Origin of the sequence: Streptomyces sp. B3I8 (assembly GCF_030816915.1) — a bacterium.
Lineage (GTDB): Bacteria > Actinomycetota > Actinomycetes > Streptomycetales > Streptomycetaceae > Streptomyces.
Genome location: NZ_JAUSYN010000002.1, coordinates 693433 through 719196, shown reverse-complemented (window position 1 = coordinate 719196; position 25764 = coordinate 693433). Strand labels below are relative to the sequence as shown.

At 72.5% G+C, this 25764-nt stretch carries 27 protein-coding genes; 13 read left to right on the top strand and 14 right to left on the bottom strand.

The window, feature by feature from the left end; genetic code table 11:
* Nucleotides 1–168 precede the first annotated feature (168 nt).
* The 4 genes from QFZ64_RS05455 to QFZ64_RS05440 form a co-directional block, all read right to left on the bottom strand.
* Nucleotides 169–372 carry a CoA-transferase gene (locus QFZ64_RS05455; RefSeq protein ID WP_307062890.1) on the bottom strand — a complete coding sequence of 68 codons (204 nt, stop codon included), beginning with the start codon at nt 370–372 and terminating at the stop codon, nt 169–171.
* A gap of 184 nt (nt 373–556) precedes the next feature.
* Nucleotides 557–2188, bottom strand: a complete 1632-nt coding sequence (locus tag QFZ64_RS05450; protein ID WP_307062888.1) for a bifunctional 3-(3-hydroxy-phenyl)propionate/3-hydroxycinnamic acid hydroxylase — start codon at nt 2186–2188, stop codon at nt 557–559.
* A gap of 4 nt (nt 2189–2192) precedes the next feature.
* Nucleotides 2193–3119, bottom strand: coding sequence for a VOC family protein (locus QFZ64_RS05445; RefSeq protein ID WP_307062886.1), 927 nt, complete (start codon nt 3117–3119; stop codon nt 2193–2195).
* A gap of 29 nt (nt 3120–3148) precedes the next feature.
* Complete coding sequence (locus QFZ64_RS05440) at nt 3149–3991, bottom strand: fumarylacetoacetate hydrolase family protein (protein WP_307062883.1); 843 nt, start codon at nt 3989–3991, stop codon at nt 3149–3151.
* Between the two features lie 225 nt (nt 3992–4216).
* Between QFZ64_RS05440 and QFZ64_RS05435 the strand changes: the two genes are divergently transcribed.
* A complete protein-coding gene (locus QFZ64_RS05435) occupies nt 4217–5068 on the top strand; it encodes a FadR/GntR family transcriptional regulator (protein ID WP_307062880.1) in 852 nt (283 codons plus the stop codon).
* Between the two features lie 400 nt (nt 5069–5468).
* On the opposite strand, the gene QFZ64_RS05430 is transcribed toward QFZ64_RS05435, so the two are convergent.
* Complete coding sequence (locus QFZ64_RS05430) at nt 5469–6611, bottom strand: WD40/YVTN/BNR-like repeat-containing protein (RefSeq protein ID WP_373430553.1); 1143 nt, start codon at nt 6609–6611, stop codon at nt 5469–5471.
* Nucleotides 6612–6845: 234 nt separating this feature from the next.
* Here QFZ64_RS05430 and QFZ64_RS05425 point away from each other — a divergent pair, with 234 nt between their 5' ends.
* Nucleotides 6846–7412 (top strand): hypothetical protein, encoded by a 567-nt coding sequence (locus QFZ64_RS05425; RefSeq protein WP_307071585.1) that lies wholly within the window; start codon nt 6846–6848, stop codon nt 7410–7412.
* A 94-nt stretch (nt 7413–7506) separates the two neighbouring features.
* Here QFZ64_RS05425 and QFZ64_RS05420 read toward each other — a convergent pair whose 3' ends face one another.
* Nucleotides 7507–8259: a TetR/AcrR family transcriptional regulator gene (locus QFZ64_RS05420; protein ID WP_307062876.1), complete on the bottom strand. Its 753-nt coding sequence runs from the start codon at nt 8257–8259 to the stop codon at nt 7507–7509.
* A gap of 268 nt (nt 8260–8527) precedes the next feature.
* Between QFZ64_RS05420 and QFZ64_RS05415 the strand changes: the two genes are divergently transcribed.
* Nucleotides 8528–8773 (top strand): DUF2630 family protein, encoded by a 246-nt coding sequence (locus QFZ64_RS05415; protein WP_307062874.1) that lies wholly within the window; start codon nt 8528–8530, stop codon nt 8771–8773.
* Nucleotides 8774–8823: 50 nt separating this feature from the next.
* On the opposite strand, the gene QFZ64_RS05410 is transcribed toward QFZ64_RS05415, so the two are convergent.
* The 3 genes from QFZ64_RS05410 to QFZ64_RS05400 form a co-directional block, all read right to left on the bottom strand.
* Nucleotides 8824–9549 carry a phosphatase PAP2 family protein gene (locus QFZ64_RS05410; protein WP_307062872.1) on the bottom strand — a complete coding sequence of 242 codons (726 nt, stop codon included), beginning with the start codon at nt 9547–9549 and terminating at the stop codon, nt 8824–8826.
* Between the two features lie 73 nt (nt 9550–9622).
* Nucleotides 9623–10558, bottom strand: coding sequence for a M56 family metallopeptidase (locus tag QFZ64_RS05405; RefSeq protein WP_307062870.1), 936 nt, complete (start codon nt 10556–10558; stop codon nt 9623–9625).
* 254 nt (nt 10559–10812) lie between these two features.
* A complete protein-coding gene (locus tag QFZ64_RS05400; RefSeq protein WP_307062869.1) occupies nt 10813–11379 on the bottom strand; it encodes a DUF5134 domain-containing protein in 567 nt (188 codons plus the stop codon).
* Between the two features lie 225 nt (nt 11380–11604).
* Between QFZ64_RS05400 and QFZ64_RS05395 the strand changes: the two genes are divergently transcribed.
* Nucleotides 11605–13335 carry an FUSC family protein gene (locus QFZ64_RS05395; RefSeq protein WP_307062867.1) on the top strand — a complete coding sequence of 577 codons (1731 nt, stop codon included), beginning with the start codon at nt 11605–11607 and terminating at the stop codon, nt 13333–13335.
* The gene (locus tag QFZ64_RS05390; protein WP_307062864.1) at nt 13332–13967 is read left to right on the top strand and encodes a MarR family winged helix-turn-helix transcriptional regulator; all 636 of its coding nucleotides are present in this window, start codon (nt 13332–13334) and stop codon (nt 13965–13967) included. Before QFZ64_RS05395 ends, QFZ64_RS05390 begins: the two co-directional genes overlap by 4 nt.
* Before the next feature lie 147 nt (nt 13968–14114).
* Here the strand turns inward: QFZ64_RS05390 and QFZ64_RS05385 are convergent, their stop codons facing one another.
* On the bottom strand, nt 14115–14507 hold the full coding sequence (locus QFZ64_RS05385; RefSeq protein WP_307062862.1) for a VOC family protein: 393 nt from the start codon (nt 14505–14507) through the stop codon (nt 14115–14117).
* A 79-nt stretch (nt 14508–14586) separates the two neighbouring features.
* Between QFZ64_RS05385 and QFZ64_RS05380 the strand changes: the two genes are divergently transcribed.
* Nucleotides 14587–15207: a GNAT family N-acetyltransferase gene (locus QFZ64_RS05380; RefSeq protein ID WP_307062859.1), complete on the top strand. Its 621-nt coding sequence runs from the start codon at nt 14587–14589 to the stop codon at nt 15205–15207.
* Between the two features lie 19 nt (nt 15208–15226).
* On the opposite strand, the gene QFZ64_RS05375 is transcribed toward QFZ64_RS05380, so the two are convergent.
* Entirely contained in the window at nt 15227–15910 is a 684-nt protein-coding gene (locus tag QFZ64_RS05375; RefSeq protein WP_307062857.1) for a glycerophosphodiester phosphodiesterase family protein, read from the bottom strand.
* A 484-nt stretch (nt 15911–16394) separates the two neighbouring features.
* On the opposite strand from QFZ64_RS05375, the gene QFZ64_RS05370 reads away from it, so the two are divergent.
* The 4 genes from QFZ64_RS05370 (at nt 16395) to QFZ64_RS05355 (ending at nt 20384) form a co-directional block, all read left to right on the top strand.
* Nucleotides 16395–17792, top strand: coding sequence for a DUF6421 family protein (locus QFZ64_RS05370; RefSeq protein WP_307062855.1), 1398 nt, complete (start codon nt 16395–16397; stop codon nt 17790–17792).
* 35 nt (nt 17793–17827) lie between these two features.
* Entirely contained in the window at nt 17828–18583 is a 756-nt protein-coding gene (locus QFZ64_RS05365; protein ID WP_307071584.1) for an SDR family NAD(P)-dependent oxidoreductase, read from the top strand.
* A 44-nt stretch (nt 18584–18627) separates the two neighbouring features.
* On the top strand, nt 18628–19698 hold the full coding sequence (locus QFZ64_RS05360) for a low specificity L-threonine aldolase (protein WP_307071583.1): 1071 nt from the start codon (nt 18628–18630) through the stop codon (nt 19696–19698).
* A gap of 92 nt (nt 19699–19790) precedes the next feature.
* Complete coding sequence (locus tag QFZ64_RS05355; RefSeq protein ID WP_307062853.1) at nt 19791–20384, top strand: transglutaminase domain-containing protein; 594 nt, start codon at nt 19791–19793, stop codon at nt 20382–20384.
* A gap of 31 nt (nt 20385–20415) precedes the next feature.
* Here QFZ64_RS05355 and QFZ64_RS05350 read toward each other — a convergent pair whose 3' ends face one another.
* The 3 genes from QFZ64_RS05350 to QFZ64_RS05340 form a co-directional block, all read right to left on the bottom strand.
* Nucleotides 20416–21144, bottom strand: a complete 729-nt coding sequence (locus QFZ64_RS05350; protein WP_307062851.1) for a 1-acyl-sn-glycerol-3-phosphate acyltransferase — start codon at nt 21142–21144, stop codon at nt 20416–20418.
* Between the two features lie 256 nt (nt 21145–21400).
* Nucleotides 21401–22360: a serine/threonine dehydratase gene (locus QFZ64_RS05345; protein WP_307062849.1), complete on the bottom strand. Its 960-nt coding sequence runs from the start codon at nt 22358–22360 to the stop codon at nt 21401–21403.
* 44 nt (nt 22361–22404) lie between these two features.
* Nucleotides 22405–23370, bottom strand: coding sequence for a carbon-nitrogen hydrolase family protein (locus tag QFZ64_RS05340; protein WP_373430724.1), 966 nt, complete (start codon nt 23368–23370; stop codon nt 22405–22407).
* Nucleotides 23371–23549: 179 nt separating this feature from the next.
* Between QFZ64_RS05340 and QFZ64_RS05335 the strand changes: the two genes are divergently transcribed.
* From QFZ64_RS05335 to QFZ64_RS05325, 3 genes are all read left to right on the top strand, one after another.
* Entirely contained in the window at nt 23550–24458 is a 909-nt protein-coding gene (locus QFZ64_RS05335) for a LysR family transcriptional regulator (RefSeq protein WP_307062844.1), read from the top strand.
* 147 nt (nt 24459–24605) lie between these two features.
* Nucleotides 24606–24944, top strand: coding sequence for a thioredoxin family protein (locus tag QFZ64_RS05330; protein ID WP_307062842.1), 339 nt, complete (start codon nt 24606–24608; stop codon nt 24942–24944).
* A 217-nt stretch (nt 24945–25161) separates the two neighbouring features.
* Nucleotides 25162–25695 carry a flavin reductase family protein gene (locus tag QFZ64_RS05325; protein WP_373430552.1) on the top strand — a complete coding sequence of 178 codons (534 nt, stop codon included), beginning with the start codon at nt 25162–25164 and terminating at the stop codon, nt 25693–25695.
* Nucleotides 25696–25764 lie beyond the last annotated feature (69 nt).

Below are 25764 nucleotides of genomic sequence, written 5' to 3'. Positions count from 1 at the left end.
GCTGAGGGGTTGAACGGCGGGTCGGGTCGCTGGTGCGGGTGGGTGGGACCGCCCCGGCCGCGAGACAGGGCAGCCTCGAACATGGCAGTGCGGCCGGGGCGGGGCTTGAAGGGTGAGCTGTTCCCGCCGGTCCGGCGGCTGTCCAGGTCATCGGGCCGGCGGGAGGCTTCAGCTCTGCTGTCCCGTTGGTGCGGGAACGTGCACGGGTGCGGCGGTGGCGGCGAGGATGTGCGTGGGGCTGACTCCTGGCGCGGCGGTCCTGACACTGAGGGTGGCGGGACTGCCGCACAGTCCGGAGCCGCCCACGGCCAGGGAGGATCCTTCGGTGATGTCGGCCACGGCCTGAGCTGCGGAGGGGACTGTCTTGTCCATGGGGTCCTTCGGTCTTGGCGTCGGTGGCAGAGGCCGCGGCGGGGCGTCCGGGCCGCGCGGCAGCGGTGGCGGGGCCCGGACGCCTCGGCGGTGCCCACGGTGCGGAGCGCAGCCGCTGGGGCACAGCGGTGGCACGGGCCGTGCGGTGACCCGTACGACCGCCGACCGCGGTCGAGAAGAGCGTTCAGTCCAGGGCGAGCAGTGGCTCGGGGGCGGGGCTGACGGTGCCGGGGGATGCGGGGTGGCGAAGTTGTTCGCGGAGCTGGCCGAGCAGCTCGCGCAGTTCGGGGCCGGTGGAGGCTGCCCCGAAGAGGTAGAAGTCGGGGCGGACGATGGCGGCGGTGTGGCCGTGCTCGCGCATGTGTGGCAGATAGCCGCCGTCACTGTCGAGGTACCCGTCGGCGGGTGCGTGCTCCGGGTACAGGGCCACGACGGTGGCGCCAATGCTCGTGAGGAAGCGATGGTCGGCGTCGTCGAGGGCGTCAAGGGGCTGGTGGCCGTCGGTCAGCAGGGTGAAGCCGCCACCGGTGAGGCTGTCGAGCAGGGCTGTCTGTCCCTGGTGGGTGACCTTGTACTGCGGGGTGAGGTGGCCGACGTCCGCCGCGCGGTGTCCGTCGGCCGTGCGGCGCAGGACGCCGTCGCCGAGGACGGGTGGTGGGGGCGCGGGCAGCACGCGACGAGGGTCGGCCTCGCCGGCGATCATGCGGGCGTCGCGGGTGACAGCTTCGTCGGGGTCCAGGACGCAGATGACCTGGCCCAGGGCCATGGACATGCCGATGGCGTGCTGAACGTGGTCGCTGCGCTCGCTGGTGTAGGTGTCCAAGAGCGCTGGGTCTGCTGTGCCGTCGAGGACGAGGGCGAGTTTCCAGGCCAGGTTCATGGCGTCGCGCATGCCCGAGCACATGCCCTGGCCGGCGAAGGGCGGCATCTGGTGGGCGGCGTCCCCGGCCAGCAGGAGCCTGCCTTCGCGCCAGCGGTCGACCCAGCGGGCCTGGAAGGTGTAGACGGTGTGCCGCTCGATGGTGGTGTTGTCCGGCGTGCGGCCCCAGGGTTCGAGCAGCTTCCATGCGGTGTCGAGGGTGTTGAGTTCCTCGACGCTCTCATGGGGCAGGCGCATGAACTCCCAGCGGCGGCGCCCGGGGCCGCCGGAGACGATGGTGGTGGGCCGGGAGGGGTCGCACAGCTGCCAGTTCATCGGCGCCCAGGTGGCCTGCTCGTGGGGCTGGGTGTCGACGATCAGCCAGTCGTAGAAGAAGCCCAGGTCGGTGACGGTGGTGGCCATGCGGCTGCGGACGAAGCTGTTGGCACCGTCCGCGCCGATGATGTACCGGGCACGGACCTCGCCGGGGCCGCACGGGCCGTCCGTGATCAGGCGGACGTGGTCTGCGGTGTGTTCCAGGTCGACGACTTCGCAGCCGCGGGCGACGGTGACCGTGGGCAGGTCTTCGGCGGCCCGGGACAGGACGGCTTCCAGTTGGGGCTGGGAGAAGAAGCTGGCGGTGGGCCAGCCGCAGGGGCCGGTGCCCGACCAGTCGATACGGACCAGGGACTCGCCCTCCCGGTTGCGCCACTCGTAGTGGTCGGGCACCGGATCGGTGACCGCTGCGACCTTTTCGCTTACGCCGGCGGCCTGGAAGATCCGGCCGATCTCGTCGTCGAAGTGGACCGCGCGGGGCAGGTTGTAGGGCTTGGGCCAGCGTTCCAGGGCAATGACGTCGTGTCCGGCCCTGCCCAGCAGCAGGGCGAGCAGCTGGCCCACCGGGCCGAAGCCCACGATCGCCACGTCCTGGACGGCAGGGGACGGTGTCCGGGTCATGGTGTTACCTCGTCTCACTGTGGGTGCCGGTCATCAGCGCGGCGAGATCCTCGGGGGCAAGGAAGGAGGGCGGGGGCGGAGGACCCCAGTTGAAGAGGCCCTTGGCGCCTTCGAGGACTTCAGGTGTCCACAGTTGGTCGTCGACGATGCAGTCCATGTCGGAGTAGTACTCGCTGAAGTTGCCGGCCGGGTCCTTGAGGTACCAGAAGAAGTTGGAGCCGGCGTGGTGGCGGCCCAGGCCCCAGATGTGCCGCTCGGGGTGGTCCTGGAGCATGGCGGCGGCGCCGCGGCCGACCTCGTCGATGTCGTCGACCTGCCATGCGGAGTGGTGCAGGAAGGTGACCGGCGCGGCGAGGACCAGGATGTTGTGGTGGTCGGTGGAGCAGCGCAGGAACGCTCCGTGGTCCTTGATGTAGTCCGATGCCTTGAAGCCCAGACCGTCGCGGAAGAAGGCGGTGGTGGTGTCGAAGTCCGTGGTCCCGATCACGGCATGTCCGAGCTTGCGTGGGCGTACCCGGTCCGTACGCAGGATGCCGGGGGCGCGCCGGCCGGTGCGGTCGGCGCGTCCGGGGCCGTTGTAGACGGTGGCGGGAACCGGGGTCTGCGTGAGGCGGGGGCAGACTTCCACTACTGCGCGCACGGCGGTGGCCTTGTCGTAGGCCGTCAGTGTGGATCCGTCCGTGTGGGCGTCGATGCCCAGACGGTGCAGGCGCGCGGCGGCGGCCGCGAGGTCGTCAGGGGTGTCGGCGCCGATGCGTACCTCGATGAGGCGGCGGGTGGGGGCGTGCACGATGCGGAGCTGGCGGCCGGCGTCGCGGCTGGCGAACCATCCGTCTTCGGCGGGCTCCAGCCCGAAGTCGTTGTAGTAGGCGGCCGTCTCGGCCACATGGGGGACCCCCATGGTGATGGAGGTCAGACGGTGCAGTGCCATCAGGGACTCCCTTGTCCGGACCGCTGCTCTCAGGCGACGAAGGTCTGTCGCAGCTCGCCGATGCCCTCGATCGTGGAGACGAGCTCGTCGCCGGGGGCCAGCCAGCGCTGCGGGTCACGCCCAAGGCCCACTCCGGCGGGCGTGCCGGTGAAGATGACGTCACCGGGCAGCAGCGGCAGCACCGCGGACAGGCCGGCGACCAAGGCCGGAACGGAGAAGATCAGGTCCCTGGTACGGCCCTTCTGGACCTCCTCGCCGTTGATCGCGCATCGCAGTTCGAGGTCATCGGGGTTGTCGAACTCATCCGGGGTGACCAGCCACGGGCCGATCGGCGCGAATCCGGGGAAGGACTTGGCGAGGCCGAACTGCGGTGCCGGGCCGGCCAGTTGCGTCACGCGCTCGGAGATGTCCTGCCCGGCGGCCAGGCCGGCGACATGGCTCCAGGCGTCGGCCTCTGCCACGTCCCGGGCATACCGGCCGATGACGGCCACCAACTCGACCTCCCAGTCCGTGTGCCCGCCGGGCGGCAGGGTCACCTCGGTGACGGGGCCGCTGATGCTGGTGACGTACTTGGTGAACACCGGCGGCAGTCCCTCCGGTGCCACGAACCCTGATTCAGCGGCGTGGTCGCGGTAGTTCAGGCCGATCCCCAGGGTCTGGCGCGGGGCAGGGGCGGGCGAGCCGAGTGCGGCCGCTTCGAAGACCGCACCAGCCGGCAGCGCCGCGCTCTCGGCCCAGGCCCGGAAATCCCCCCACTGTTCGTAGACCGCCTGCGGGTCAGCGGAAAAACGGCCGCCACTGGCCTCCTCGACATCGACAGCCCTGCCGTCGATGATCAGGGCCAGGCGACCGGAAAGATTGGCGATACGCACGATGTGTCTCCCGAACGTGTGGGACGGAGCAGCTCACCCGCGGCGTCCTGAACCGCGGCGGCTCACCAACCGGCCGGACGAGCCCGGCCTCCGCCAGCGACGATGGAGCCCTTGCTCACCCGCCGGCAATTCAGCATGATGATTACCTTGATGTTGCGTCGGCGGGAACCGTGCGTCAAGAGTTCCGCCGGAAACCATCATGATGAATATGTTGGAGGAGTCTCTGTGGCTGCCACACCCGAGCGCACCGAGCGGACGCCGGATCACCGGCCCTCGCCCGTCGAGGCCGTCCTGGATGCCGACCAGCGGCGCGGCAGGAGCCAGGGCGCCGGCGCAGCCATGGTGCGCAGCGGCCGTGGCGGTGAGGGCCGCGCCAGCGGATCCGGGCGTGCCGAGCTCGCGGCAGAACGCGTCGCCAAGGTGATCGAGACCGTGCCCCCCGGCTCCCGGCTGGGCACCAAGGAAGAGCTGCGCACCTTGTGCGAGGTGTCGGTGGGCACGTTCAACGAAGCGCTGCGGCTGCTGCAGTCCCGTGGCCTGGTCACCGTCAAGCCGGGACCCGGCGGCGGACTGTTCAGTGCCGAGCAGTCCCCCATGGTCCGCCTCGGTAACTCCGTCCTGGCCCTGGACTCCCAGCAGAACGACGTCGCTGACGCGGTACGCATCCGCGACGCCCTCGACCCCCTGCTGATCGAGGACGCCCTGTGGCACGCCTCGCCCGCCGACCTTGCCGGGCTGCGCCGCCACATCACCGCGATGGAGAACGCCGTGAACGGCACCGACCCGGTCGCCTTCGTTCACGCCAACTGGCGCCTGCACGCCGCGATCGCCTCAATCAGCCCCAACGCACTCCTCAGCTCCCTCTACACCCACCTGCTGGACCTGATCGAGTCCCACACCCTGTCCGTACTGCCGGCCGGCGAACAGCCGCTGCCCGACTACATCGCCACCCGCCACGCCCTGCACCGCGACCTCGTCGACGCCCTCGAGCGCCGCGACCGCGACGAGGCACTGCGTCTGATCCACGAGCACAACACCACTCCCGCGGCGCACGAGGATGTGACGGAGGCGCGCTGAGCAGCAGCTTCACTGGCACGGGCGCTCCGGCCGTGCCGGGCAGGAATGGACCGGTCGTCTCCGGGCCATCGACTTGTGCCCTCCAGCCACCAGCATCACTGCCAGATCACCGCGGCGGGCGGGCCGCGGGGCCCGGCCCCGCCGCGCTCCCATGACGCCGACCGCGCGTGGTCGCTGTCCGGCCGGAGCTGGCGACTGCGGCGCGGGGCATCATCGCCGACGACCCGCCTTCAGCTCACGATGCGGTGCCGAACGCGAGTAACGGAACCACATTGTCATCGAGCCGCGCCCAACCCAGCGCAGCGGAGCCGACGTTCTCGCGGATGATCCACCCCGAATCGATCACCGACCGAACCCGACGCCGACCGCGCCCCGCCGACCGCCGGCGGCGCGGTGCCGCTCATCCGATCACCGCCGCCCGTACGCACAGCACGTCCGGCAGGTGCGAGGCCAACTGGCGCCAGCTGTCGCCGTCGTCGGACGAGGCGTACACCTCGCCGTTCCGGTTGCCGAAGTACACGCCCGCCGGGTCGGCGTCGTCCGTGCACATCGCGTCGCGCAGCACCGTCCCGTAGTGATCCTCCCGGGGCAGCCCCGCGGACAGCGGTTCCCACGTGCCGCCCGCGTCGGCGGTGCGGAAGACGCGGCACCGGTGGTCCGCCGGGACCCGGTCGGCGTCGGCGTTGATCGGGAAGACGTACGCGGTGTCCCCGCGGTGCGGATGCGCGGCCACCGCGAACCCGAACGTCGACGGCAGTCCCTCGCCGATGTCGGTCCAGCGCGCACCGCTGTCGTCACTGCGGTACACGCCCCAGTGGTTCTGCAGGTAGAGCCGGTCGGGGTCGGCGGCGTCCCGGGCGACCTTGTGGACGCACTGGCCGAACTCGGGGTCGGGGTCGGGCAGGAAGACCGCCGAGACCCCGGAGTTGGACGGCTCCCAGCTCGCGCCGCCGTCCCGGGTGCGGAACACGCCCGCGGTGGAGACCGCGACCGTCACCGCGCCGGCGTCCCGCCGGTCGGTGAGCACCGTGTGCAGGCCCTCACCGCCGCCGCCCGGCACCCATCTGTCCCGCGTCGGGTGCTCCCACAGCGGGCGGACCAGGGAGAAACTCTCCCCTCTGTCCTCCGAGCGGTACAGCGCCGCCGGTTCCGTGCCCGCGTACACCACGTCGGGCTCCGCGGCGGCCGGGTGCAACTGCCACACCCGCTCCAGCGACGCCCCCGTGTCCTGCGGGAACTTCACGGCGGGCTTCGCGGGCTCGGTCCACGTGTGCCCGAGGTCGTCGGAGTGGAAGACCGACGGGCCCCAGTGCGCGCTGTCCCCTCCCGCGAGCAGCCGAGGCGACGGCCCGCGGGTGTCGATCGCGACCGAGTAGACCGCCTGCGCGTTGAAGTACGGCCGCTCGTCGAACTCCCAGACGCCACCGCGACGGCGTCCGATGAACAGCCCCTTGCGGGTGCCCACGGTGAGCAGGACGTCGGACATGCCGACCACCTCCGAAACCTCGTCGGTCCAGACACGGGTCAGTCTGCACCCGACCACCGACAGTGGCCCCGGGACGGCTCCGGCGCGGCTGCTGCACGGCTGGGCCGCGGCGCCCGGACGCTTGGTACGGCCATCCCGGACGGGTACCCGGACGGCCGGCGCGGCGCACGGCGACGCGGACGACGCACCTGGCGTGAGCGGGGCGACGGCGGCGGGCCGTGTCACGGAGGGCGTGCGGGAGGACGTCCGGCCGGCAGGTGGTCCCGGGTGGTGAGGAGGGTGCCGACGATGGTGGCGTTCCGGCGGCGGAAGGTCTGGCTGTGGCGGTGGCGGCGCAATCCGCTGCGCCGCCGCAGCGACTCGGTCGAGGCCTGGGTGGTGCTGATCGCCTGGACCGTCACCGTGGCCGGCGGTGTGCTGGCCGGCCTCGCGGCCACGCACACCGTGGCACGGACCCTCGCCCGGGAGCGTGCCGAGTGGCGACCCGCGGTGGCCCGGCTCCTGGAGAACGCGCCCGCCTCCGCCGCCGACGGCGCCCGCGTGTGGGCCCGGGCCCGCTGGACAGCCCCCGACGGCTCCGTCCGCACCGGTCAGGCCCGGGTCCAGGTCGGCAGTGCGCGGGGCACCCCGGTCCCGGTGTGGACGGACACGGCGGGCCTGCTGGTCGGCAAGCCTCCCTCCGCCGCCACGGCCGCGACACGCGCCGCCCTGATCGGCGCCCTGACGGGAGCCGCCGCCGCGACGGTTCCGCTGGTGGGCGGACGCCTCCTGCGCGGCCGGCTGGAGCGCCGTCGGCTGGACCGGTGGGACGAGGACTGGGCACGCTTCGGACCGGCCGGGGGACGCACGGCCGGCTGAGCCGCCCGCCCCCGGAGAAGGCGACGGGTCGCTCTCGGTGGACACAACTGGCCGCCCCCGGCGGACACGACGAGTCGCCCCCGCGTGCGGACGCTCACGGCCCGAGCCGCGCCCCCCCTGGCGTGCCGTCCGGCTCCGGTCGCTCGTCCTCCGCCCGCCCTGTGCGCTCCTCGCGCGCGCCGTCGCGGTCTTCGGTGGCGAAGAAGCGCGACAGATTCCTCCCGTGCGCCCCCTGCGCCCCCGCGGACGCGTCGGCCCCGGGCGGCATCCCCTGTTCCCACGCGAGGCCGTACCTGCGGAACAGTTCCGCCCGCAGCACCGGCAGCGGCATCGGCGCCCCGGGCACCAGGGCCGCGTACACCGCACCCATCAGCAGGGCACGCAGCATGGGGTAGTCCCGGTCGGGACGGTCCGAGCCGTTGCGGACGACCGTCTGGCGCAGCAGCTCCGCCAGCCGTTGCTGCTCGGGGCACTGCACGAAGCCCTCGGCCTGCAGGATCCCCGCCATGTGCTGCCGCATGAGTACCGGGTGGTCCCGCGTCAGACCGAGGATGGCGTCGATCGCCCGCGCCATGCGCTCGGGGCCGTCGTCGGTCGCCGGCGCGCGTTCGAGGCCTTCCTCCAGCGTGCGGTGCATCAGCCGGTGCACCGCCGACTGCAGCAGTTGCCGCTTGCCGGGGAAGTAGTACGACACCAGCCCCCGCGCCGAGCCGGCGCGGTCGGCGATGTCGGCCAGCGTCGTCGCGTCGTATCCGCGTTCGCTGACGAGTTGCACGGCGGCGTGCAAGAGCCGCTCCCGGGAACGTCGCCGCAATTCTTCATTGACCGAGGCGCTGCGCGGCGACATTCTGTAACTCCTGCGTTGACTGGCTGCCAGCCAACTATACTCAACGCACCCCGGACCCGGTCGGCGCGGGTTTTGGGGCTGCCGTCTGTCTTGGGCGACGCGGGGGATCGCCCAAGACAGGCGTGCGGGGGGCCGGGACCGGGCCGTGGGTCCGGTTCGAGTCCGAAGCCGGGTTCGGCCTTCGTACAGGTGTCGCAGGTGTCGCAGGTGTCGCAGTGCGGCGACAGCCTCCCTAGAGTGGGGCGGGAGCCCCAGGAGGCATACGGACATGGACGAGCAGCAGATTCTCGGCAGGATCACGGCCATGGTGGACGAGGAACGCGCCCTGCGCGACGCCCTCACGTCCGGCCGGATCGACAGCGACACCGAACACCGGCGGCTCGGCGACATCGAGCGGGAACTGGACCAGTGCTGGGACCTGCTGCGCCGACGGCGCGCGAAGACGGAGTTCGGCGAGAACCCCGACGAGGCCCGGGCGCGCCCGGTCTCGCAGGTCGAGAACTACCAGGGCTGAACGGGACGTTCCGCCCGGCGACATCCGGCGAAGGGCACTGCCGAGGCCGGTCAGGGCTGCCGCTCCGGCCGGTGGGCGGGCACGTGCGGGGCGCCGTACCGGTGCTCGTACGTCACGACAGCCAGGGCGACCAGCAGGGCGCCGAGCAGCCAGCCGCCGACGACGTCCGTGGGCCAGTGCACGCCCAGCCAGACACGGGTCAGTCCCACCCCCACGACCGACACGACGGCGACGGCCACCGCCGTCCGCCACAGCACCCGGCCGGCGCCGTACCGGCGCAGCAGCCACAGCAGCAGCCCGCACACCACCGTCGCCGTCAGGGCGTGACCGGAGGGGAAGGCGGCGTAGTGGGCGGAGTCGACGGGATCGGGCCACACCGGACGCGGTCGGCCGACCAGGGCCTTGAGGGACTGCTGCAGCAGGGTCCCCAGCGCGCACGTGGCCGCCACCCACAGCGCGAGCAGCCGGGCGGAGCGACGCCGCGCCAGCCACACGACGGCGGCCGCGCACAGCAGCCGCATGGTCGTCGGGTCCCACACCCAGTCCGTCAGGATCCGGCACGCGTGGGTGAGACCGGGATGCCCGACGGCCCGGCGGTGCGCCGCGCGCGCGAGGTCGCCGTCGGCGGAGACGAGGGGATGCCAGGAAGAGGCGACCAGCGCGGTCAGCAGTACGGCGGGGACGGCGAGGGCGGCGCACACGACCGCGCCGCGCCGGGCGGTGGCCCAGGGCGACACCGGGGCGTCCGGTGGTGCGTCGACGTGCGGCGGGTGCATGGTCCGATCCTCTCCGGCCGGCGGGGCCAGAAGCCACACGCGGGGCGGTGCGGCGGTCGGCCGGTCGGCCCGCCTATCCCAGTGCCCGCAGTCCCGGTACGAACGCCACCAGAACCGGGATCACCGGGACCAGGGCTGCCGCGGCGGTCAGCCGAAGACGGTGGGTCGGCGGGAGCCGGTCGGGGGGCGTGAGCAGTCGGTCGACCCGCTGCGGAACGTGCGCCTGCGGGGTGGGACAGGGGCCGAACAGGCCCCGGTCCTCGTTGAGTCCGACCAGGGCCAGGGCGGTGGTGAGGCGGCCGAAGCGGCGGGAGGCCGTGTCGTCGGCGGCCAGCTCGACCAGCCGGTGCATCTCGTCCCGGAACGCGGCGAACACCGGAACCTGGGGGAACCCGTTGGCCAGTGCGTCGGAACAGTGCAGCAGCCAGTCGTGCCGGGCCTGCGCGTGCCCCTGCTCGTGCGCGAGCACCGCGTCGAGCTGCCGCCCCTCGAGCCGGCGCAGGGCGGCGGTGGTGAGGGCGAGCCGCGGTGCGGTTCCGGGCAGCCACCAGGCGTCCGGGCGCTCGCCCTCGATGATCACCAGCCGGTCGGATTCCGGCTCCTCGCCGGGCAGCAGCGGCGAGCGTACGAGGAGTTCCTTCCGGCTGCGCCGGAGGTGGGCGCGGGCCCGGAGAATCTCCCGCACCAGCATGGCGCCGCTCCACAGCCCGCCGCACGCCAGCGTGACCGCCGTCGCGGCGGCCCAACCGCCGCCCGGGCTCAGCGCGTAGGCGTTGACGACGGAGTGCGGGGCAGGGGCGAACACGTGTCCGCGCACGGCCGCCCAGGCGCCGGCCGCGCTCAGGGTCATCGACAGGACGCAGCAGACGAGGACGGCCGCCACGACGCACTGCCACACCCACAGGGCGACCACGGGTTCCCGGTCCGGCCAGTCGGCCCGGGCGAGCAGCCGTGGGGCGACGACGGCGGTCAAGGCGCCGAGCAGCAGCAGTGCCGCGGGAACCATCATGGGTGAAGACTATGAGCCGGGCGGTGCCTCGGGATACGCGCCGTCTCCGCAAAGTGACGCACGCCACGACCGAGTGGCGCACGCCCCGGCCCGCGAGCGGTCGCGCCGGAGCGGCGGGGCGCGACACGGGGCCCACGACCCCGCGAGCCCCTTTCGTACGCCCCGGTACGTGCGACCGACCGCCCCCTCCCTGCCCCCGCGCCCCCGTGCTCCGCGCCCTCGGCCGTCGACCCGCCCGCGCCTCCCCGGCGGCCTCATCTCATCAGCAGCATCGCGAGCATCCCCATCGCCATGGACAGCCGGCAGGCCCGCGCCAGCTCGACCCGGTCCCGCCACAGCACGGACCCCCGGCCGCCGCCACTGCCGACGACCACCGTCGGGGCCGGTACCAGCCGGGCGCCCGACCACAGCACATACCCGGCGAAGTACAGCGCGAGCACCCCCGTCACGCCGGGCGGTCCCGCGGCCGAGCCGTGCCCGTGGTGGCCGGAAGCGGGGGAGACGGACATGGCGGCCGCCATGTAGACCATCGCACCCGTGCCCACGAGATGGTGCAGATGGTGCCCTCCCGCCCGGGCCGCCCACCCCTCGCGTATCGCCGCCGCACCGAACACCAGCGCGCACACGCCCCACGCCCAGTCCGGCGGTGCCACTACCGTGGCCGGTACCGCCATGGCAGCCATGCCGAATCCCATCAGTGCCTCGGCGCCCGCCGCCCGGCGCTGCTCCGCGACGGCGCTGCGCGTGCGCAGCAGGCAGTAGGCCCCGGTCACCGCGCACAGCGCGACGAGCAGCCACTCGGGCGAAGTCGATCCGTGCACCCGTACCCCCCGATCGTCGGTGCCGCCTCCCGCGGGGAGACGGCGGTCGGACGGCCGGTCATCGCGGCCGGTTCTCACAGTCGGTCAGGGCATGCCCCGGCGGGAGGACGCGCAAAAGGGCGCAAAGAGGTAGCCGGGGGAGCGCGCGTCTCATGCCGCGCCTCCACGGGGCGCGGGAGCCGCAGGCGAATATTTCACGAGTAAAACACATGTTAATGTTTTTCCATGCCCGGTGCCCATGCCAAGCCCCCACGGATCCGTCGACTCCCGCTCCTCGCCGTCCTGCGCCTGGGCAGCCCGTCCGACATCTGGTTCAAACCCGCGCTGAGCAGCGTCGCCGCCGTCGCGCCGCCCAACCTCGTCCTGCTCGCCGTCGGCCGCCTCGACCTGGCGATGTACGCGATGGCGGGCGGACTCTGCGCCCTCTACGCGCACAGCCGCCCGTACGCGGCGCGGGCCCGCACCCTCGCCCTGGTGGTGGCCGGCATGCTCACCGGCCTCGCCGTCGCCCTGGTGACGGCCTCGCTCACCACCGACGCCCTCGTCCTGGTGCTTGTCGGCGCGCTGATCGCCGCCGTGCAGAAGACCCTGTGCGACGCGACCCGCATCGGCCCGCCCGGACACGTCGTCCTCACCTTCATCACCTCGGCCGCCCTGTTCGTGCCCCAGTCCCTCGGGCAGGTCCCGGGGCACCTGGCCCTGGCCGCCGGCACCGGGGCCTGGGCGTGGACCGTCGGCATGGCCCCGGGTCTCGTCCGGCCGCACGGACCCGAGCGCCGTACGACGGCCCAGGCGCTGCGGGCGGCCGCCGCGTACGCCGCGACGGGCGGCACCGGCGAGAACGCGGGCCGGGCGCGCGCCGCGGCCGCGGCCGCCGTCCAGACCGCCTGGCAGTCCCTGCTGCCGCCCACGCGCTCGACCCCGACCCGCTCGATCCCCAGCTCGACCCCGGCCCGTTCGATCCCCACCCGCTCGACCCCCACGCGCCCGGCCCTGCGGCGTCTCCTGGTCCGCGCGGAGGTCGCGCTCGCCGCGCCCGCCGACACCGACCCCGAACGACTGCGGAACCGGGCCCTCGCCCTGCGCGGCAACGGACCCGTCCCCGAGGCCGGCGGTCCGGGGGAGCCGGCCGAGGAACTCCTCGGCACCGGCACCGAGGCGGAAGCCGCACTCGACGCCCCCGCACGGCCGCTGCGCGGCGGGCCGGGCCACCTGGCTCCCGTCGCTCTGCGCACCGCGCTCGGCTGCGCCCTCGCCGGTACCGCCGCGCTCGCGCTCGGCGTCGGCCGCCCGTACTGGGCGCTCGTCACCGCCGCCTCCCTCTACCAGGCCAACGTCACGCTCACCTGGAGCCGCGCCGTCCAGCGCGTCGTCGGCAATGTCCTGGGCGTCCTGCTCTTCGCGGCGGTCGTCCCACTCGCCCACCTCGCCCCGGTGGTCCTCGTGCTGTGCTGTCTGGCGTTCAACTTCGCCGCCGAGGCGCTGATGGGCCGCAACTACTGGCTCGGCACCGTCTGTGTGACCCCGATGGCGCTGCTCGTCACCGAGTTCGCGCGGCTGCAGCAGCCGGGCGAGCTGATCGTCGACCGGGTGCTGGACACGCTCGTGGGCGCGCTGGCCGGCTTCGTCGCGGCCGTCGTCGTCACCAACCGGCGGGCCGGCGACCGGGTCGAACGGGCGCTCGGCACGGTAGAGCGCGCGACGGAGCACGCGGCGCGCACGGTGGCCGCCGAGCACCCGGCGCCCGCCGCGCTGGAGTCCGCGCGGCGCGCGCTGGCCGCCGCCGTCGTCGATCTGCGCGCCGCCGCCGACACCGCGGCCGGCGAGTGGTGGCAACACGCGCTGCCCGAGGAGCGGGTGCCGACGGCCGAGCGAGCGGCACACCGTACGCTCGCCGCGACGGTACGACGTCAGGGACTGCACACGGCGCACACCTCGGAGGACACACGGGCATGACGGCGGCGAAGGCGGCGGGCGCGGCGCACACGGCGGACGGCGGAGAAGCCCGGGAGGACCGGACGGCCGCCCCCGCCCCTCCGCACGGCACAGTCCCCGGCCCTCCGCACGACACCGCCCGCGCCGTCGCCCACGACACGGTGGCCGCCGTCGTGCGGCAGTGGCGGGCCGTGCGCCCCGACATCGACACCCGCCCCATGGAGATCATCGGCCGCATCAACCGCTGCGCCGCCCTCCTCCAGCAGGCGGAGGACGCCCCGCTGCGCCACGCCGGGCTCACCAAGCCCGAGTTCGACGTCCTCGGCACCCTGCGGCGCACCGACCACGAGCTGACCCCGGGCGAACTGGCCCGGGAGACCTTCTCCTCCGGTGCGGCCGTCACCAAGCGGCTCAAACAACTGAGCGAACGCGGTCTGGTCGAGCGGCGCGGGGACGACCGCGACCGCCGGGTCGCCCACGTCCGCCTCACCGACGCCGGCCGGGACCTGGTCGACTCGGTCCTGCCCGAACAGCTCGCCTACGAGGCGGCCGCGCTCTCCGGTCTCGACGACGCACGGCAGGACGGGCTCGCCGGCATCCTCGGCGAGCTGCTGATCCAGCTGGAGGGCCGCCTCGGCGGCCCGCGCGGCTGACCGCACACGGTTCTCCCACCGGCCCGCCCGCACCGTCCCCGGCGCGGGACCGGCAGGGCGGGCACGCGGCCCTCCGTCCCCGCCCGCCGCGGGAGGCCGCCGGACCCACGGCCGTGCGGCCGCCCGGCTGCTCGTACACACGCCGGCTCAGATGCCCGGCCGGTACCGCATCGGATGGTCGGCCGGGACCTCCACGAGGACGATCCGGACCCCGTCCGGGTCCTCGATCCACATCTCGACCAGCCCCCACGGCTCCCTCACCGGCGGCCGCAGGACCGCGACCCCCTTCGCCACCAGCTCCTCGTGGGCCGCGGCGGCGTCCGCGACCTGCAGCCACAGCCGGACAGCGGGCGCGAGGGGGGCCTCGGAACGGCCGGAGACCTCCAGGAAACCGCCGCCGAGGAAGTAGACGGTGCCCCGCTCCGGACCCGTGCCGAACTCGCGGTACACGGGGAGCCCCAGCAGCTCGCTGTAGAACGTGCGGGAACGCTCGGGATCGGTGGGGCGCAGCAGGACCCGGCTGCTCAGTACATGCACCATGCCTGATCAGCCTAGGACCTGTCGGACCCCGCGGTTAGTCTCTTTCCTGCCGTGCCGTGCGACAGATCGGAGCCACCCCATGGACAGCGCCGTCACCGCCGTCCCGCTGACCTACCGCGACGCCACCGAAGCCGACGTCGAGGCGCTCGTCGCGCTCGTCGAGTCGGCGTACCGCGGGGACTCCAGCCGGACGGGCTGGACCACCGAGGCGGACATTCTCGAAGGGCAGCGGACCGACGCCGAGGGCGTGCTGGAGGTCGTCAGGTCGCCCGACAGCAGGCTGCTCGTCGTGGAGCGGGACGGCTCGCTCGTCGCCTGCTGCCAGCTGGAGCACCGCGGGGGGAGCGCCTACTTCGGCATGTTCGCGGTCCGCCCGGGGCTGCAGGGCGGCGGCCTCGGCCGGGCGGTGCTGGCCGAGGCGGAGCGGACGGCGCGGGAGAGCTGGGGCGTCACCGAGATGCAGATGACGGTGATCTCCGTGCGCGAGGACCTGATCGCCTGGTACGAGCGCCGCGGCTACCGCCGTACGGGCCGGATCAGCTCCTTCCCGTACGGCGACGAGCGCTTCGGCATACCCCTCCGCGACGACCTGCGGTTCGAACTCCTGGTCAAACCGCTGGTCCACGACACCGACGGCACTTCGGCGGCGACCGACCGGGCCCCGGCGGCGACCGACGGCACCCCGGCGGCGCGGCCGTAGGGCGGCGCCCGCGTGCCGGTCAGGCGGTGAACCGGCCGGTGCGCTTGATCTCGGGGTAGTCGGTCGTCGCGCCGTCCAGCTCCAGGGCCCGTACGAGGCGCAGATGGTCCTGGGTGTTCACCACCCAGCCGATGATCCTGAGGTCGGCCTTGCGCGCGTGCTCGACGACCTCCAGGGTCAGCCGGCGGATGTTGAGCACGAGCGTCGTGGCGCCGACGGCCACCGCGCGCTCCACGACGTCCAGGCCGTAGCGGCTGGCGACCAGCGCGGTGCGCACGCCCGGTACCAACCGGGCGATCTCGGCAAGTGCCTCGTCGTGGAAGGAGATCACCTCCACTCGCGTGACCAGGTCCCGCCGGCGCATGACCTCGGCCAGCGCACGGGCCGCCGCCACGTCCTTGATCTCGGCCTGGAGCGGCGACCGCACCGCGTCCAGCACTTCCTCGAAGGTCGGCACACGCTCGCCCCGGCCGGCGTCCAGCGCCCGCAGTTCGGCGAGGGTCTTCTCGGTGATGGGGCCCGCACCGTCGGTCGTACGGTCCACCTCGGCGTCGTGCATGACGACGAGGGCTCCGTCCTTGCTCAGGTGCAGATCCAGTTCGATTATGTCGAGGCCCGCGCGCTCGGCGGCGACGAAGGACCGGAGGGTGTTCTCGGGCTCGATGCCCATGACTCCGCGGTGACCGATGGTGAGGAAGTTCAAGGTTCATCTCGCTTCCGTCGACGGCGGCTCGGCTGCCGCGCACTGCACCTTCGTACCCACGCGGCAGGGCGCAGCCTAATGGCCCGCACCCGCCCTGAACCCGGTCGGACACGGCGAAACGGAAGCACCCGGCCGTGCGGGCCGGGAACCACGCCCGACGGCGTCACTCCCAGGTGGGCGCGTCCCCACGCGGTTGACCGACGCGCCCGCCGGACCCGGGCGCCTCCGGTGGCCGGATCCGGTCGGCCGGTCACATCCTGGGGTGGTAGCGCACGGCCGGCCCGCAGACCGGCCCGCACGCTCACCGAGCTGTGCGGGCCCATGTGTCGAAGTAGTCGTTTCAAAGGCCTCGGACGGGAAAAACGACGGTTGAAGCAGGGGTGGCGCCGCACGATTTGCCGCAGGTGCCCTTGCTGGGAGAAACCGTGGGGGCATACGGTGTCCTCACGGTTCTTGCCAAAGCTTCTCCCGCGAAGGATGGGTCATGACGGAAATTCTTGTGCCGGTGGGTTCGGAGGGGACGATTCCTCCGCAGGGCAGGGTGGTGGACCACCCTGCCTGGCCCGTGCTCAAGGATGCCGTGGAGCAGATCCGGCCATGGCAGTCCAAGGACGGCTCGATCGACTTCGACGCCGAGGGCGCCCCCTCCGCCGCCGACGCCCTGGCGGCCGTACGGCGGGTCGTCGAGGCCGTCGGGAAGCTGTCCCCCCTGCTGCCGCACGACGCCGCGTACCACAGGGCGCTCGTCGAGGACCTCGACCGCTGGGCCGAGGGCGGTTTCGCCGTGCCCGACTTCCTGGACTCACTGCTCGCCTTCCGCCCCGCGGCCGACCGCCGGGACGGCCTGCAGCACCTGGTCGTCTTCCCGATGTACACGCAGAACGGCAACCCGGACCGCAATCTGGAGGCGGTCGTGCTGCGCATGGTGTGGCCGGACTGGCTGGCCGAGCTGGAGCGCACCCGGTACGACAACCCGCTGTTCTGCGGCATCACCTTCGAGGACTTCACGGCCGGCTACGACACCAACTCCGCCGTCCTCTTCCCCGAGACGATCGCCGTGCGCGAGGCGCCGGAACGTTTCTCCTGGGGCGGCATCTTCTGCGACCGCGAGGCCGCCCGCTTCCGTCGCGTCACCGCCGCGGCCGTCGACCTGCTCGGCCTGGAACTGCCCGAGGACATCGCCGCCATGGTCCACGACCAGAAGCGCTGCGAGGAGGCGTTCGTCCTGTGGGACATGGTCCACGACCGCACCCACAGCCACGGCGACCTGCCCTTCGACCCGTTCATGATCAAGCAGCGCCAGCCGTTCTGGATGTACGGCCTGGAGGAGCTGCGCTGCGACCTCACCGCCTTCCGTGAGGCCGTGAAGCTGCAGGCCGACGGCGTGCCGCAGGCGCGTGACGTGCAGTACGCGGTGCTGTTCGACCGCATGTTCCGCTTCCCGGTCACCGGCGCGCGGGTGCGCAACTACGACGGTCTCGGCGGCCAGCTCCTTTTCGCCTACCTGCACAAGCACGACGTCGTCCGCTGGACCGACAACAAGCTCGCCGTCGACTGGGAGCGCGCTCCGCAGGTCACCAACGACCTGTGCGCCGAGATCGAGAAGCTCTACCGGGACGGCATAGACCGACCCAAGCTCGTCCACTGGTTCGCCGGCTACGAGCTGGTCTCCACCTACCTCTCCCCGCACCCGGGTTCGAAGTGGGCGCAGGGGCCCGGCGCCCTCGATCTGAGCCTGCCGCCGCGCAAGCTCGTCGACGACGTGCTGCCGGACGAGTTTCCGCTGAGCATGTTCTATGAGGCGCTGTCCAAGAAGCTGAAGAACGTGATTGCCTCGACCAAGGGCATCACGGCGGACACCGCCGAGCGGATCGCCGCGTGAGCGACCGCACCACCACTGCTCAGGAGGCGAAGAACATGGGGAACGGGGCCAACGGAGCTCTCAGCGGTGCGGTGATCGCGGTGGCCGGCGCGGGCGGACCCGCCGGCCGGGCGACGCTGCTGCGACTGGCGGGCGCGGGCGCGACCGTCGTCGCCTCGGACAACGATCCCGAACGGCTCGCGGAGGCCGTCGACGCGGCGAGCTTCGCGCACGGCGGCGCCACCGTCACCGGGGACACCGTCGACCTGCTCGACCTGAAGTCCACGCACGAGTGGGCCGCGCACATCGAGAAGGACTTCGGCCGGGTCGACGGACTCGTCCACCTCGTCGGCGGCTGGCGGGGCAGCGAGACCTTCACCAAGACCAGCCTCGACGACTGGGACTTCCTGGAACTGCTGCTCATCCGCACCGTTCAGCACACCAGCCTCGCCTTCCACGAGGCGCTGCAGCGCAGCGACCGCGGCCGGTACGTCCTGATCAGCGCCTCCGGTGCCACCCGGCCCACCGCGGGCAACGCCGCCTACTCCGCCGCCAAGGCGGCCGCCGAGGCGTGGACGCTCGCCATGGCGGACTACTTCCGCAAGGCGGGGGGCCCGGACGGGCCGACCTCGGCGGCTGGGATCCTGGTGGTCAAGGCGTTGGTGCACGAGGCCATGCGCGCCGACCGGCCCAACGCGAAGTTCGCGGGCTTCACGGACGTCGAGGACCTGGCCGAGGCCATCGCCGGCATCTGGCAGAAGTCCGCCGCCGAAGTGAACGGAAACCGTCTGTGGCTGACCGAGAAGCCGTGAATCCTTCCCGGACCGACGCCGTACGCCCTTCCTACGCCGACGCCGTGAACCCGCCGAGGACCGACGCGCGCCGCCATCACGACCCGGAGGTGCGCGGCTTCGCCAGCGACAACTACGCCGGGGCACACCCGGAGGTGCTCGCCGCGCTGGCCGTGGCCAACGGCGGGCACCAGGTGTCGTACGGCGAGGACGACTACACCGAGAACCTCCAGCGCGTGATCCGCGGCCACTTCGGCCCCACCGCCGAGGCCTTCCCGGTCTTCAACGGCACCGGCGCCAACGTCGTCGCGCTCCAGGCGGTCACCGACCGCTGGGGCGCGGTGATCTGCGCCGAGAGCGCGCACATCAACGTCGACGAGTGCGGGGCGCCCGAGCGGGTCGGCGGACTGAAGCTGCTCACCGTGCCCACCCCGGACGGCAAGCTCACCCCCGAGCTGATCGACCGTCAGGCGTACGGCTGGGACGACGAGCACCGCGCGATGCCGCAGGTCGTCTCGCTCACCCAGAGCACCGAACTCGGCACCCTCTACACGCCCGACGAGATCCGCGCGATCTGCGACCACGCCCATGCCCGCGGTATGACGGTCCACCTCGACGGCTCCCGCATCGCCAACGCCGCCGCCTCGCTGGACGTGCCCATGCGGACGTTCACCAACGCCGTCGGCGTCGATCTGCTGTCGCTGGGCGGGACGAAGAACGGCGCGCTGTTCGGCGAGGCCGTCGTCGTCATCAACCAGGACGCCGTGCGGCACATGAAGCACCTGCGCAAGCTGTCGATGCAGCTCGCCTCCAAGATGCGCTTCATATCAGTGCAGTTGGAGGCGCTGCTGGCCAAGGACCTGTGGCTGCGCAACGCCCGGCACTCCAACGAGATGGCCCAGCGTCTGGCCGAGGGCGTCCGCGCGGTGCACGGCGTGGAGATCCTTCACCCCGTGCAGGCCAACGCCGTCTTCGCGCGGCTCCCGCACGAGGTGACCGAGCGGCTGCAGCAGCGCTTCCGGTTCTACTTCTGGGACGAGCCGGCGGGCGAGGTGCGCTGGATGTGCTCGTTCGACACCACGGAGGACGACGTCGACGCGTTCGTCGCCGCGCTGAAGGAGGAGATGGCGCGGTAGGCGGGGCCGTCCCCTCCGACTGTCTGCATAGGTATGCGGTCACTCGTAAAGTCATTGACTCGCGGGTGATCGCTTTCCTATGCTCTGGGGGCATGCAGCTCATCCAGCAGGACCCGGACCTCTCCGCGTATCTCGCCGCCGACGAGGCCATCGACCACCATCATCCGCAGGTGCGGCAGACGGCGGCACGGCTCGCGGCGGGGGTGGCGGACTCGTATGCCTATGCACAGGCAGCATACGAATTCGTGCGCGACACCATTCCTCACTCGGCGGACAGCGGGGACCCGCGTGTCACCTGGCGCGCCTCCGGCGTCCTGGAGCGCCGCACCGGCATCTGCCACGCCAAGGCGCACGCCCTGGCCGCGCTGCTGCGCGCCGAGGACATCCCGACCGCCCTGTGCTACCAGCGCCTCGCCCACGACGACGGCGGCGGGCACGCCGTGCACGGGCTGGTCGCGGTCCGCTTCCGCGGCGCCTGGCACCGGCAGGACCCGCGCGGCAACAAGCCCGGTGTGCACGCGCGGTTCTCCCTGGACGGCGAGCGACTGGCCTGGGTCCCGGACCCGGCGGCCGGCGAGGAGGACTACCCCCTCCTGTACGCGGCACCGCACCCGGCGGTCCTGGCGGCGCTGCGCGCCGCCCCCGACCGGGCCCGGCTGTGGGAGAGCCTGCCCGCCGCCCTCTGAGGGGCGCGGGCGCCGCGCAAGGCCCGGTCGCTCAGCGGGACTCGGCGGCGCGCAGCGCCTCCTGCGTCGGTGCGGTGCCGCCCAGGTGCGCGGGCATCCACCAGGTGTCGCCGGGACCCTTGGGGCGCACGGGGTAGGCGCGCTGGGCGGCCTCCAGCAGTTCCTGGACGCGCTCCCGCAGCCGCCGGGTGAGCACACCGGCGTACTGGTCGCGCGCGGCCTCGACCGCCTCGCCCACCCGGATGTTGATGGGGATGTGGCTGCGCTTGAAGTTGCGCGGGTGCCCCTTGGTCCACAGGCGCTGGGTGCCCCACAGCGCCACCGGGACCAGCGGCACCCCCGCGTCCTGCGCCAGCCGGGCCGCGCCGGACTTGAAGCCCTTCAACGTGAACGACTGCGAGATCGTGGCCTCCGGGAAGATCCCGACCACTTCGCCGGAGCGCAACGAGTTCAGCGCGTGCTCGTACGCGGCCTCGCCCTGCTCGCGGTCGACCGGGATGTGCCGCATGCCGCGCATCAGCGGACCGGAGATGCGGTGCCGGAACACCGAGTCCTTCGCCATGAAGCGGACGAGGCGCTTCTGCGGGCGGGCGGCCAGACCGGCGAAGACGAAGTCCAGATAGCTGATGTGATTGCTCACCAGCACGGCACCACCCGACCGCGGAATGTTCTCCGAGCCCTGGCAGTCGATCTTCAGGTCCCACGCCTTGAACAGTGTGCGGGCGAAACCGATGACGGGGCGGTAGACCAACTCTGCCATGGGACGGGGTGGCCCCTTCCTGCTCTGCCGGGGAAGGGATTCCCGGCAATAAGTTACGCGGCCGTAGGTTTGCGGCTCTCGCAGATGGTGCCCGAAGAACGAGCGGGGAACCAGCCCTGGTGCCCGAGCCCGGAGAGATTCTCGTCACGTGACCGCACGGGTGAGCCTGGGGCCTGGCGAGAGCCCGGTCGTCGGCGAACGGGACACGGGCCGGCTTCGACGGTGGAACTGGAGTGCCTCGGCAGGGTGGGGCTCCTCAGCTGCCGATCCCCGAGGGTGCCGTGTTGGCGCCCGAGACGACGACAGTGGCGCCGTCGGGGAAGTGTTCGGGGTGAGCGAGCAGCGCGGCGAGAGGGGTGGCTCCGCCGGGTTCGGCCACGATGCGCAGCCGCTGCCACAGGAGTGTGCGGGCAGCGGCGATGTCCTCGTCCGTGACGGTCAGGGTCCTCATGCGGTGCGAGAGGCCGACCGCGGTGGCTATGCGGCCCGCCCGACGGGCGCCCAGACTGTCCAGGGCGATCCCGCCGACCTCCACGTCCACCGGCTCCCCGGCCGCCAACGCCGCGGTGAGCGAGGGTGCCGACGACGGTTCGGCGGCGATGACGCGGTTGCGCCCCTCCAGCGCCAGGGCGACCCCTGCGTACAGGCCTCCTCCTCCGCACCCCACCAGCACGGGCTGTCCCTCCGGTATCTGCTCGGCGAGCTCCAGGCCGAGCGTGCCCTGCCCCGCGACCGTCCGCGGGTCGTCGTAGGCGTCGATGTGGAAGGCGCCCGTACGCCGGGCATGGTCCTGGCCGGCTGCCAGTGCGTCGGAGTAGAAGCCCTCGACACGGCGCAGGCGTGCGCCGAGAGACTCGATGACGTCGGTCTTGGCCCTGGGGGAGAAGCCGGGTACGAACACGGTGGCGGGCAGGTTCGCCCGGCGTGCCGCCCAGGCCACGGCGGCCCCGTGGTTGCCTCCCGAGGCGCAGCAGACGCCGCCGGTCGGGGCGCCGCGTTCCGAGGAGCGGAGGAAGGCGACGGCGTTGGAGGCGCCGCGGACTTTGAAGGACCCCGTGTGCTGGAGGAATTCCAGCTTCAGAGTGACGGGGACGGGCAGGCCGAGTTCCCCGGCCGCCACATGCATCACGGGGGTGCGGCGCACCACGTCGCGAATCCGCCCGGCGGCGGACACGATGTCATTCCTGGAGGGAACGCCGACGGGCTGTGCGTTCATGGAGGGAACAGCGCCGGGCTGTGCGGGCCGCGCGTTCTGTGCATTCATGGGCGGTGTCCAAGGGAGCCGGAACGGTTCTGGGGGGACGAGGGGGATGCGCTCGAACTGCCGTCCGTCCGAACGGCGCGTCGGGCTGTGGTGTCCACGTGGAGGCTGAAGACGTCGGGCCGCGCGTAGTGGCCGACGGCGTCGAAGTCGTAGCGAGCGCGCGGGATCAGCGCCATGTCGAGGTCCGCGGTCAAGAGGGCCTCCTGATCCAGGACGGGCCCGGCCAGCACGTCGCCCAGCGGGCCGATGATGCTGCTGCCACCCCGGGAGACGAGGTGCTCCGGGTCGTCGTCATACGGCGTGGGGTGGTCCGGGGGGAAGTCTCCGGTGCGCAGGACTTGGTTCGCCGCCAATACGAAACATCTGCCTTCCATGGCGATATGGCGCATGGTCGCGTGGTGGCTCTCCCGGCTGTCCGCCGTCGGCGCACAGTACAGTTCGATGCCTTGCGCATACATGGCCATCCGTGTCGCGGGCATGAGGTTTTCCCAGCAGATGACCGCCCCGAGCCGGCCGATCCCGGTGGAATGCACCTCAAGGGTCGAGCCGTCGCCGAACCCCCAGATCATCCGCTCGGCGCCGGTGGGCATGAGCTTGCGCCGCTTACCCAGAAGGGCTCCTGTGTCGGAGAAGAACAGAACAGTACAGTAGAGCGTGCCGAATTCCCGTTCGACGACGCCGATGACGAGGTGTGTGCCGGCAGCGGCCGCCAGTTCGCCCAGACGGCCGGTCAGCGGGCCGGGCACCTCCACGGCGCCGTTCCAGTACCGGGCGAATTCGTCCCGTCCGGCCGCGGTCCGGTCGCCCACCACCGCGCCGAAGGCCGACCCCTTGGGGTACCCGCCGATGAACGCCTCGGGGAACACCACGAGATCCAGGTTCTGTTCGGCTGCCGCAGACAGCCACCGTTCCACCACATGCGTCGTGGCCGCCGGATCGAACGGAACCGGCGCGGCCTGCACCACGCCCGCGCGAACGACTCGCGCCCGGCCGGGACCCGCTCCCGGGCCGATGCCGGCACCCGCTCCCGGGCTGCTGTGTGTGCTGTCGTCACTGGTCATGTCTGTACGCTGCACCGCTTGCACTTTGAAGCCAAGAGCGAGCTTCTTCAACAATGCTTAAGCATCACTACACTGGGACGGTGAACGAACGGCAGTTGCGGATCCTGCGGGAGCTCGGCGAGTCGGGAAGCGTCACCGCGACCGCGGAGGCGCTCCTGATGACCCCCTCGGCGGTCTCGCAACAGCTGCGGCTGTTGCAACGCTCGATCCGGGTCCCGCTCACCGAACGTGACGGGCGGCGGTTGGTGCTCACCGATGCCGGGCAGGTTCTGGCCGGTGCGGCGATCGAGGTGGAGATCGCGCTGGCCAGGGCGCGGCACAGCATGGAGGAGTTCGTCGACCAGCCGGACGCGCGCGTGGCAGTGGCGGCGTTCCACAGCGCGGCTGCCGCGTTCTTTCCGTTGCTGCTCGGCCAGGCCGCCCCCAAAGGCCCGCGGCTCTCGCTCTCCGACGAGGACGTCGCACAAGAGCATTTCCCGCGGCTGACCCGGGACTACGACCTCGTACTCGCGCACCGTCTCGACCGAGCGCCCCTGTGGCCGGCCACGCTCACCGCCAGAACGCTGCTGCGGGAACCGCTGGACATCGCCCTGCCGGCCGATCACCCCCTGGCCACCGAACGACAGCTCACCCCGCGAGACGTCGCGGACCAGCCCTGGATCACCGTCGACGACGGCTTTCCGCTGATGGCCACCGTCGACGCCATCGCGACCGCCGCGAACCGGCGGCTCGACATCGTCCATCGCATCAACGACTTCACGGTGGCGGCCGAAGTCGTGGCCGCCGGAGGCGGCCTGGCGTTGATGCCCCGCTGGACGACACGTCCGCACCCCGCACTGGTCCTCAAACCGCTGCGCGGCGTCCACGCCCGACGCCACATCGACGTCCTCCACCGCCCTGAACGTGCCGCACGACGAGCCGTGCGGAGGGTGCTCACCGCATTGGACCGTGCGGCGGCGGCGATCCGGAGCCGAGACGCGCGGGCCTGACGGAAGTGTCTGTTCCGTCGTCGGGAATCGGCGCGGTCCGTCGATGGTTGCCCGAGGAGCACATGGTGCGCCTGGTGGTGCGCTCCGGGGCGGGTGCGGCGCGCACCGGGTGCCCGGTCCGCGACGGCGGAGTGGCGTAGCGGCGGAATGGAGGACTCGGTGCGCGGGCGGGACGACATGCGACTGGGTGCGGAGGAGTTGGGGCGGGAACTGGGGGAGCGGGCTACGCTCGTGCAGTTCTCCAGCGCGTTCTGCGCGCCCTGCCGGGCCACTCGGAGAGTCCTCGACGAGGTCGCCGGGATGGTGCCGGGCGTGGTCCACGTCGAGATGGATGCCGAGAAGCACCTGGACCTGGTACGGGCCCTGAAGGTGGAGTCGACCCCCACGGTGCTCGTCCTCGACGCCGCCGGACGTGTCGTACGGCGGGCCGCGGGGCAGCCGCGACGCGTGGACGTGATCGCCGCGCTCGGGGAGGCGGTGGGGTGACCGGGCGGCGGTCCGGGCGGCCGACGACGACATGGGCGTACTTGACTGCGCGCGCCCCCTTTCGTCAGCCTGACACCATGTCGTCGGAGTCGTCGAAGATCCCTCTCGCCGGGCGCGGCCTCGCCGGCGCCGCCGTCCGTGGTGTGAGCGGTCCGCGTTGTCCGGGCCGTTGACCGGTCACGAATCCACGCGCCCGGCCCTGCCGAAGGACGATTCCTTGACGACCCCCTCGCCCTCCTCCGTGACGGCCCCCGCGTCCCTCGACGCCATCCGGCCCGGATCCCCCGATCTGCTCCGGTCCGTCTTCCGGCGGCACGCGGCCGGGGTCGCCGTCGTCACCGCGTGGGGCGGCACGGGACCGGTCGGCTTCACCGCCACCTCACTCACCTCGGTCTCCGTCGAGCCCCCGCTCGTCTCCTTCGGTATCAGCAGCGGATCCTCGAGCTGGCCGGTCGTCGCCGAGGCCGGTCACGTGGGCGTGCACATACTCGGCGAGCACCAGCGGGAGCTGGCCGGCACGTTCGCGCGCAGCGGCGCCGACCGCTTCGGCGCGCCCACCGGGTGGCACGAGGGACCCGAGGGCGTACCGGTCCTGGACGGCGTCCTCGCCTGGCTGGTCTGCCGTGTGGTGGCGCGGGTCCCTGCGGGGGACCACCGGATCGTGGTGGCCGAGGTCGCCGTCGGGAACTCCTCGGGCGAGGGCCGTCCCCTCGTCTACCACCAGGGCCGTTTCAACGGCCTGCGGGACTGAGCCGCCCCGGCCCGCGAGCCCGCGCGGACCTATTGCCCGGCGTTGTCAAGGTCACAGTTCCAAGCGCTT